Origin of the sequence: Promicromonospora sp. NPDC050262 (assembly GCF_040655935.1) — a bacterium.
In the GTDB taxonomy this organism is placed as follows: domain Bacteria; phylum Actinomycetota; class Actinomycetes; order Actinomycetales; family Cellulomonadaceae; genus Promicromonospora.
This window is the reverse complement of the sequence record NZ_JBFAKX010000027.1, coordinates 38,847-45,101: the sequence shown is the minus strand read 5'-3', so window position 1 is coordinate 45,101 and position 6,255 is coordinate 38,847. Positions and strand designations below refer to the sequence as shown.

Below are 6,255 nucleotides of genomic sequence, written 5' to 3'. Positions count from 1 at the left end.
CGAGGCACAGCTCGTCGATGGCGCAGATGTTCTCCCAGGCCTCCGCGGCCGGGTCCGGCGACGCGTCGACGGTGCCCAGGTGGATGCCGTTGGAGCCCGGAACTCACGTGGTTCCGGGCCCGGCGACTGGGTCGATGCGCACCTTCGGCCGGCCGGCGGACGGCGTCAGCGCGCGGGTTCCGGCTCCGGGGGCTCCTCGTTCATCACCGTGACGAGGGAGCGCAGGCGGGCGTTGGTGAACAGGTCCTCCAGCAGCACCACGGCGCCCGCCGAGTCCGCGAGCGGCACCCGCCAGTTCGGGTACTCGGAGTCGGTGCCGGGCTGGTTCTGCGTGCGGCGCTCGCCCACGGCGTCGGCCAGGGAGACCCCCACCAGCGCGGACGGCGTGTCCTTGAGGTAGCGGTGCAGGCCCTCGACGAGCTCGCGCTCGGACGGGTCGAACGTCGTCAGCCCGCGGCGCGACAGCGCCTCCACGAGCGACTCCCGCTCCTGGCGGGCCCGCGCGCGCAGGATCGTCGCGTCCTCCGTGAGCAGGCCGAGCCGCTCCCGCAGGTCCACGTGCTCCCCCGCCAGGTACCCGGCGGTGGGCGGCAGGTCGTGGGTGGTCACGGTGGCCAGGGCCGCGCTGCGGTAGGCCTCCGGCTCGATCGGCGCCCCGGCGGCGTCCCGCTCGAACAGCAGCACGGACGTGCCCAGGATGCCGCGCTCCGCGAGGTAGTCGCGGATCCAGGGCTCGAACGTGCCCAGGTCCTCGCCCACGATCGCCACCCCGGCGCGGTGCGCCTCCAGGCACAGGATGCCGATCAGGGCCTCGTGGTCGTAGGTGACGTACGCACCCGCAGACGCGCGCGCCCCACCCGGGATCCACCACAGGCGGAACAGCCCGAGCACGTGGTCGACCCGCAGGCCGCCGCAGTGGCGCAGCACGGTGCGCAGCATCTCGCGGTACGGCGCGTAGCCCACCTTGGCGAGCGCCCGCGGGTTCCACGGGGGCTGGGACCAGTTCTGGCCCTGCTGGTTGTACATGTCCGGCGGGGCGCCCACGGACACGCCGCGGGCGAGGACGGCGGAGTCCGCCCAGGCGTCGGCGCCGTCCGGGGACGAGCCGACGGCGAGGTCCTTGAACACCCCCAGCCGCATGCCGGCGTCGAGGCCGGCGCGGTGGGCCGCGCGGAGCTGCTCGTCGGCCACCCACTGCAGCCAGCAGTAGAACTGGACCCGGTCGGACAGGGCGTTGCGCAGGGTCTGCACGGCCGACGAACCCGGGTCGGCGAGCTCCGCCGGCCAGTCCCGGCCGTCGAGGTGCTCCTTGATGGCGCACCAGGTGGCGAAGTCGACCAGGCCGCGCCCCTGGGCCAGCACGAACTCGTCGAACGCCGTCTGCCGGGCCGCCGACCGCGGCGCCGTGTAGACCACCTCGAGCGCTGCCTTCTTGGCCTCCCAGACGGCGTCCCGGTCGATCGGCCCGGAGTCCTCGGACAGCTCCCGGACGGGCTCGGCGGCCCACTCCACGAGCGACCGGTCGGCGGCGGAGAGATACGCCGTCTCACGGATGTCCTCGACGCGGATGTACAGGGGCGACATGAACCGCCGCGACGTCGGCAGGTACGGGCTCGGGGTCACCGGCAGCACGGGCTCGGTCGCGTGCAGCGGGTTGATCGCGACGAAGTCGGCCCCGCCGTTGTGCGCCGTCTGCCAGGCCAGGTCGCCCAGGTCGGCGAGGTCGCCCATCCCCCAGGAGTCCCGGGACCGCACCGAGTAGAGCTGGACCATGAAGCCCCAGGCCTGCTTGCGGGCGATCTTCTTGCGCAGCTCCAGCCGCGCGGGCGTCACCACGAGCGAGGCCTGCGCCGTCTGCCCGCCCGACTCCGCGTGCAGCGTGTGCCAGCCGAGCGGCAGGGTGTCCGGGAGCGTGAACGTGGCCCGGCCGACCTTGCGGCTGTCCACGGTGCGCGGCTCGGCGTAGACGTCGGCCTGGCGCAGCTGCACCCGGGCACCCCGGACGGTGGCGAACGAGCCGGACGTGGGGGCGGCTCCGGGCGCCGTCACCCGCCAGGGCGTCGCGCTCGCCGGGACGACGGGCGTCTCGGCCTGCTCGAGCTCGACCCACGCGGTCACGTCCGCGCCGTCGGCGACGTGCACCGGGACCTGTACCTCGGTGCCCTCGCGCGTGACCACCGTGGGCGGCAGCATGGCACGCCACTCGTCGTCGCGGGCGCGCTCCAGGCTGGCCGTGACGGCGCCGGGGGTCGACGCCTGGACCCCGAGCGCCTCCAGCACCGCGACGAGCGTCGAGGGGCTGACCTGCTGCACGCGGCCGTCGTGGTCGGTGTACTCGCACTGCACGCCGTGGGCTGTCGCCAGCTCGGCCAGCTCCTGCGGCACGGTGGAGCCGTCTCCGGTGGACCCGGGCATCGGTTCGTCGGTCACAAGGAAAGATCCTGCCATCTACCGACCCGTACCGGGCGCAACCCGGCCCGAGAACCCCGTGTCACGTCAGCTGACGCCGGGGGTGTCCCCCGTGACGCCCTCCTCGAACAGGGCGGGTGCGGAGCGCGCCACGATCCCCGCGTCCAGCAGGGCGGCGTGCGCGGCCACGCGCAGCGACCGGGCGACCGCCCACTGCTGGGCCGGGCGCACCTGGGCGTGCAGCGTGAAGGTCAGGCCGCCCTGGTCCACCTCGTCGACGCCGCGCACCGACGGGGTCTCCAGGAGGCTGTCGGCCAGCTCGGGGTCGTTCTTGACGCGGTCGACGGCGCGGCCGAGCGCGGCGCGCACGGCGTCGATGTCGGCCCCCAGCGGGACCTGCACCGGGGCGACCGCGCGGCTCCACTCCTGGGTGCGGTTGCCCGCGCGCAGGATCTCGCCGTTGCGGACGTACCAGAGGGTGCCGTCGAACGCACGGACCTGGGTCAGCCGCAGGCCCATGGCCTCGACCGTGCCGACCACGCCGGCGCCGAGGTCCACGTTGTCGCCCACGCCGAACTGGTCCTCGATGAGCAGGAACACGCCGGAGATGAAGTCCTTGACCAGGCTCTGGGCGCCGAAACCGAGGGCCACGCCGACCACACCGGCACCGGCGATCAGCCCCGCAGGGTTCAGGCCCAGCACCTGCAGGATCGACATCACCATGAGCGTGCCGATCACGATGTTGACGGTCGAGTTCAGCACCGAGCCGACGGTCCGGGCGCGCTGGGCACGCCGCTCGGCGGCACGCGGGTTGACCGCGCCGAAGACGTCGGCCAGCGCCTGCGGGGTCATCAGCACGTTCTTGCGCTTGCGCTTGCCACTCGTGCCGGGCGCGGCACCCGGGGTGGTCACCGGGACCGCACCCGTGGTGGTGCCGACCGGAGGTGCCATCGTCTCGACCACGGAGCGCGGCTTCTGGCCGATCGCGATGCGCTCGGTGAGGGCGGTGACGACCCGCCGGAGGACGGCGATGGCGATCATCCCGATCACGACGATCAGGATGACCTTCAGGGGCTTGTTACCGAACCAGGCCCAGAAATCCTCGGCGCTGTCGAACACGGAGGCAGCAAGAGACTCGAACACGGCCCCCAACCTACTCGGGTCGAGCCTGCGGACCGGTACATCTCCGGCCGCGTCCGAGGGACCACTGCGCGACCTTCACAGCCCGTTCGCGCCCCGGTTGCACGCGGCCGACCAGCAGTGAAGCAGATCACGGGCCCGGGAGCTCGTCCCGGGCCCGCGCACGTCACTCTCTACGGGTTCACGCCCTCGTGATCACACCCTGAGCGTGTCGAGCTCGGCCGCGAGGTTGTCCGCCTCGGGGCCGACGATCACCTGAACCACCCTGCCCGACCGCACCACGCCGAACGCTCCCGACGACTTCAGTCCGGGCTCGTCCACGAGGGACGGGTCGCTCACCTCGACTCGGAGCCGGGTGATGCACGGTTCCAGCTCGACGACGTTCGAGGTTCCCCCGAGTGCCGCAAGGATCTGGTCAGCCTTGGTCATGTCTCAACTCCCACCGTGCGTCGCTGCAGGTTTGTCCCCACCCTATCTGTGCTGGCAAGCCCTTCGCCCGGGCAATTGTCGACTTGCTCACACGAGACCGAGTTTCACCGGACCGTCATAGGCGGGTGGCAGGATGACTGGCGTGACACAGGAACCTTCCTTCTTCGAGGCCGTCGGCGGCCACGACACGTTCGTGCGCCTCGTCGACGCGTTCTACGACGGCGTCGCGGACGACCCGGTGCTGCGCCCCATGTACCCCGAGGAGGACCTGGGGCCGGCCAAGGAGCGTCTGACGCTGTTCCTCGAGCAGTACTGGGGCGGCCCCGGCACGTACTCCGCGCAGCGCGGCCACCCGCGCCTGCGGATGCGGCACGCGCCGTTCAAGGTGAACCCGGACGCCCGCGACCGCTGGCTCGCGCACATGCGGACCGCCGTCGACTCCCTGGGCCTCGCCCCGATCCACGAGTCGCAGCTGTGGGACTACCTGGAGCGCGCGGCCTTCAGCATGATCAACACGTTCGAAGACTGACCCCGCTCGAAGCCTGACCCAGAAGAACCGAAGGAGACGCCCGCACGTGGACGCCACCCCTGACCTGATCGCCGGCGACGCCACGTCGGACCACACGCCCGACGCGCTCGACCGCCTGCTGCAGGTGCTCGACCTGCGGCACCTGGAGGGCTGGGGACCGCGCGGCGAGGAGGACGTGCTGCGCGGGAACAGCATGCCCGCCCTGGCGAACCGCGCCTACGGCGGTCAGGTGCTCGCGCAGGCGATCCTGGCGGCGGACCGGACGGTGCCCGACGGCCGCCAGATCCACTCCCTGCACGGCTACTTCCTGCGGGAGGGGCGGGTCGAGGAGCCCATCGACTTCGCGGTGGAGCGGCTGCGCGACGGGCGCTCGTTCAGCGCGCGCCGCACCCACGCGATCCAGTTCGGCAAGCCGATCCTCTCGATGATCGCCTCCTTCCAGGAGGATCAGCCGGGCTACGACCACTCGATGCCGATGCCCGACGGCGTCCCCGCGCCCGACGAGGTCGGCTCCGCCTTCGACGAGCTCGGGTCCCTACCGGACGGCCCCGACGTCCGCGCCCAGTTCTGGGCGGACTCGCCGTTCGAGCTGCGGCACGTGGGCGGGTCGCTGTACCTGCACCCGGACGCCGCGGTGGCCCAGGGCGGCACCCCGCCCGCCACGCAGCTCGTCTGGATGCGCACGCGCCGTCCGCTGGGCATCAAGGACCAGTCGATGCACCGCGCCCTGCTGGCCTACGCGTGCGACCAGCTCATGCTGGAGCCCGCCATGCGCGCGGCGGGCAAGTCCTGGCAGGACGTCGCAGCCACGGTGCCCATGGCCAGCCTCGACCACGGCATGTGGTGGCACCGCGACGTCCAGGTCGACGAGTGGATGCTGTTCGTGCAGTCCTCGCCCACGGCCCAGGGCGGCCGCGCCCTGGGCACCGCCAAGGTCTACACGCAGGACGGCGTGCTCGTGGCCTCGGCGGGCCAGGAGGGCATGATCCGGCTGCCGGCCTGACCCGCACCGCCCGCCTGTCCTGTTACGCCCCGAGCTCCGCGAGCCGGTCACGGGCCGCCTGTACCGCCTGCCGGACCGTGCCGATCTCGTCCGGCGTCGCGGCGACGTCCACCCGCTGCTCCAGGGCGCGCACGAACAGCGCCAGCGCCTCCCCGAGGTAGGGGCGGGCCTGGTCGGCGTGCACCTCGAGCGCCTGGTCGTACCGGCACCGGCCCCAGTGCTGGAGGGCGAAGAACTCCAGCCGGCGCGCGTGCTCGATGCTCGCAGCGTGCTCCCCGTAGTAGAGCGCGGCCTCCAGGGCGAGCCCGAACAGCAGGTCGGCCTCCGCGAACCGGTGCCGCCACTGGAGCACGTGGCCCAGCCGCAGCAAGGGCGGCACGGCGGCGAGGGGCACGTCGGCGGCGTGCGAGTGCGCGGCCGCGGCGTCGTCCACCGGACCGCCCGCCAGGCCGACGGCGAGCCAGCCGAGGCGCTCCGCCTCGGCCAGCTCCGTGTCGGGGTCGTCCGCCTCGGGGGCGAGGGCCCGGGTGAGCGGGACCCGGACGGCGAGCAGCGCCGGCTCGTCGCGGGCCGGACCCCCGGCCAGCTCGGCGAGATACGCCCGGGCGGCCGGGACGTCGTCGAACACCTCGTGCAGGGTGACCGGGTCAAGGTAGTGCTGGGGCAGATCCACTGTTCCTCCGTGGCCGAAACCAAGGGGGATGAATCTAGCAATTCGGACACGCTGAGGGCCACTCAGCGGCGC

6 protein-coding genes are annotated in these 6,255 nt (G+C 72.9%); 2 read left to right on the top strand and 4 right to left on the bottom strand.

Features of this window, described 5'->3' with window-relative positions:
- Positions 1-165 precede the first annotated feature (165 nt).
- From malQ to AB0I29_RS25980, 3 genes are all read right to left on the bottom strand, one after another.
- Positions 166-2,415 (bottom strand): 4-alpha-glucanotransferase, encoded by a 2,250-nt coding sequence (malQ, locus tag AB0I29_RS25990; protein WP_285103175.1) that lies wholly within the window; start codon positions 2,413-2,415, stop codon positions 166-168.
- Positions 2,416-2,496: 81 nt separating this feature from the next.
- On the bottom strand, positions 2,497-3,552 hold the full coding sequence (locus AB0I29_RS25985; protein ID WP_285103044.1) for a mechanosensitive ion channel family protein: 1,056 nt from the start codon (positions 3,550-3,552) through the stop codon (positions 2,497-2,499).
- 192 nt (positions 3,553-3,744) lie between these two features.
- Entirely contained in the window at positions 3,745-3,978 is a 234-nt protein-coding gene (locus tag AB0I29_RS25980) for a PTS glucose/sucrose transporter subunit IIB (protein ID WP_020018155.1), read from the bottom strand.
- Between the two features lie 142 nt (positions 3,979-4,120).
- On the opposite strand from AB0I29_RS25980, the gene AB0I29_RS25975 reads away from it, so the two are divergent.
- Together AB0I29_RS25975 and AB0I29_RS25970 are read left to right on the top strand one after the other, a co-directional pair.
- Entirely contained in the window at positions 4,121-4,507 is a 387-nt protein-coding gene (locus AB0I29_RS25975) for a globin (protein ID WP_285103042.1), read from the top strand.
- 46 nt (positions 4,508-4,553) lie between these two features.
- Entirely contained in the window at positions 4,554-5,510 is a 957-nt protein-coding gene (locus tag AB0I29_RS25970; protein WP_285103040.1) for an acyl-CoA thioesterase domain-containing protein, read from the top strand.
- A gap of 22 nt (positions 5,511-5,532) precedes the next feature.
- Here AB0I29_RS25970 and AB0I29_RS25965 read toward each other — a convergent pair whose 3' ends face one another.
- The gene (locus tag AB0I29_RS25965; RefSeq protein ID WP_285103038.1) at positions 5,533-6,183 is read right to left on the bottom strand and encodes a hypothetical protein; all 651 of its coding nucleotides are present in this window, start codon (positions 6,181-6,183) and stop codon (positions 5,533-5,535) included.
- Positions 6,184-6,255: the final 72 nt, after the last annotated feature.

Excerpts from the sequence above, each read along its gene's own strand:
- AB0I29_RS25980 (WP_020018155.1), bottom strand. The coding sequence starts at position 3,978 with ATGACCAAGGCTGACCAGATCCTTGCGGCACTCGGGGGAACCTCGAAC.
- malQ (WP_285103175.1), bottom strand. The coding sequence starts at position 2,415 with ATGCCCGGGTCCACCGGAGACGGCTCCACCGTGCCGCAGGAGCTGGCC.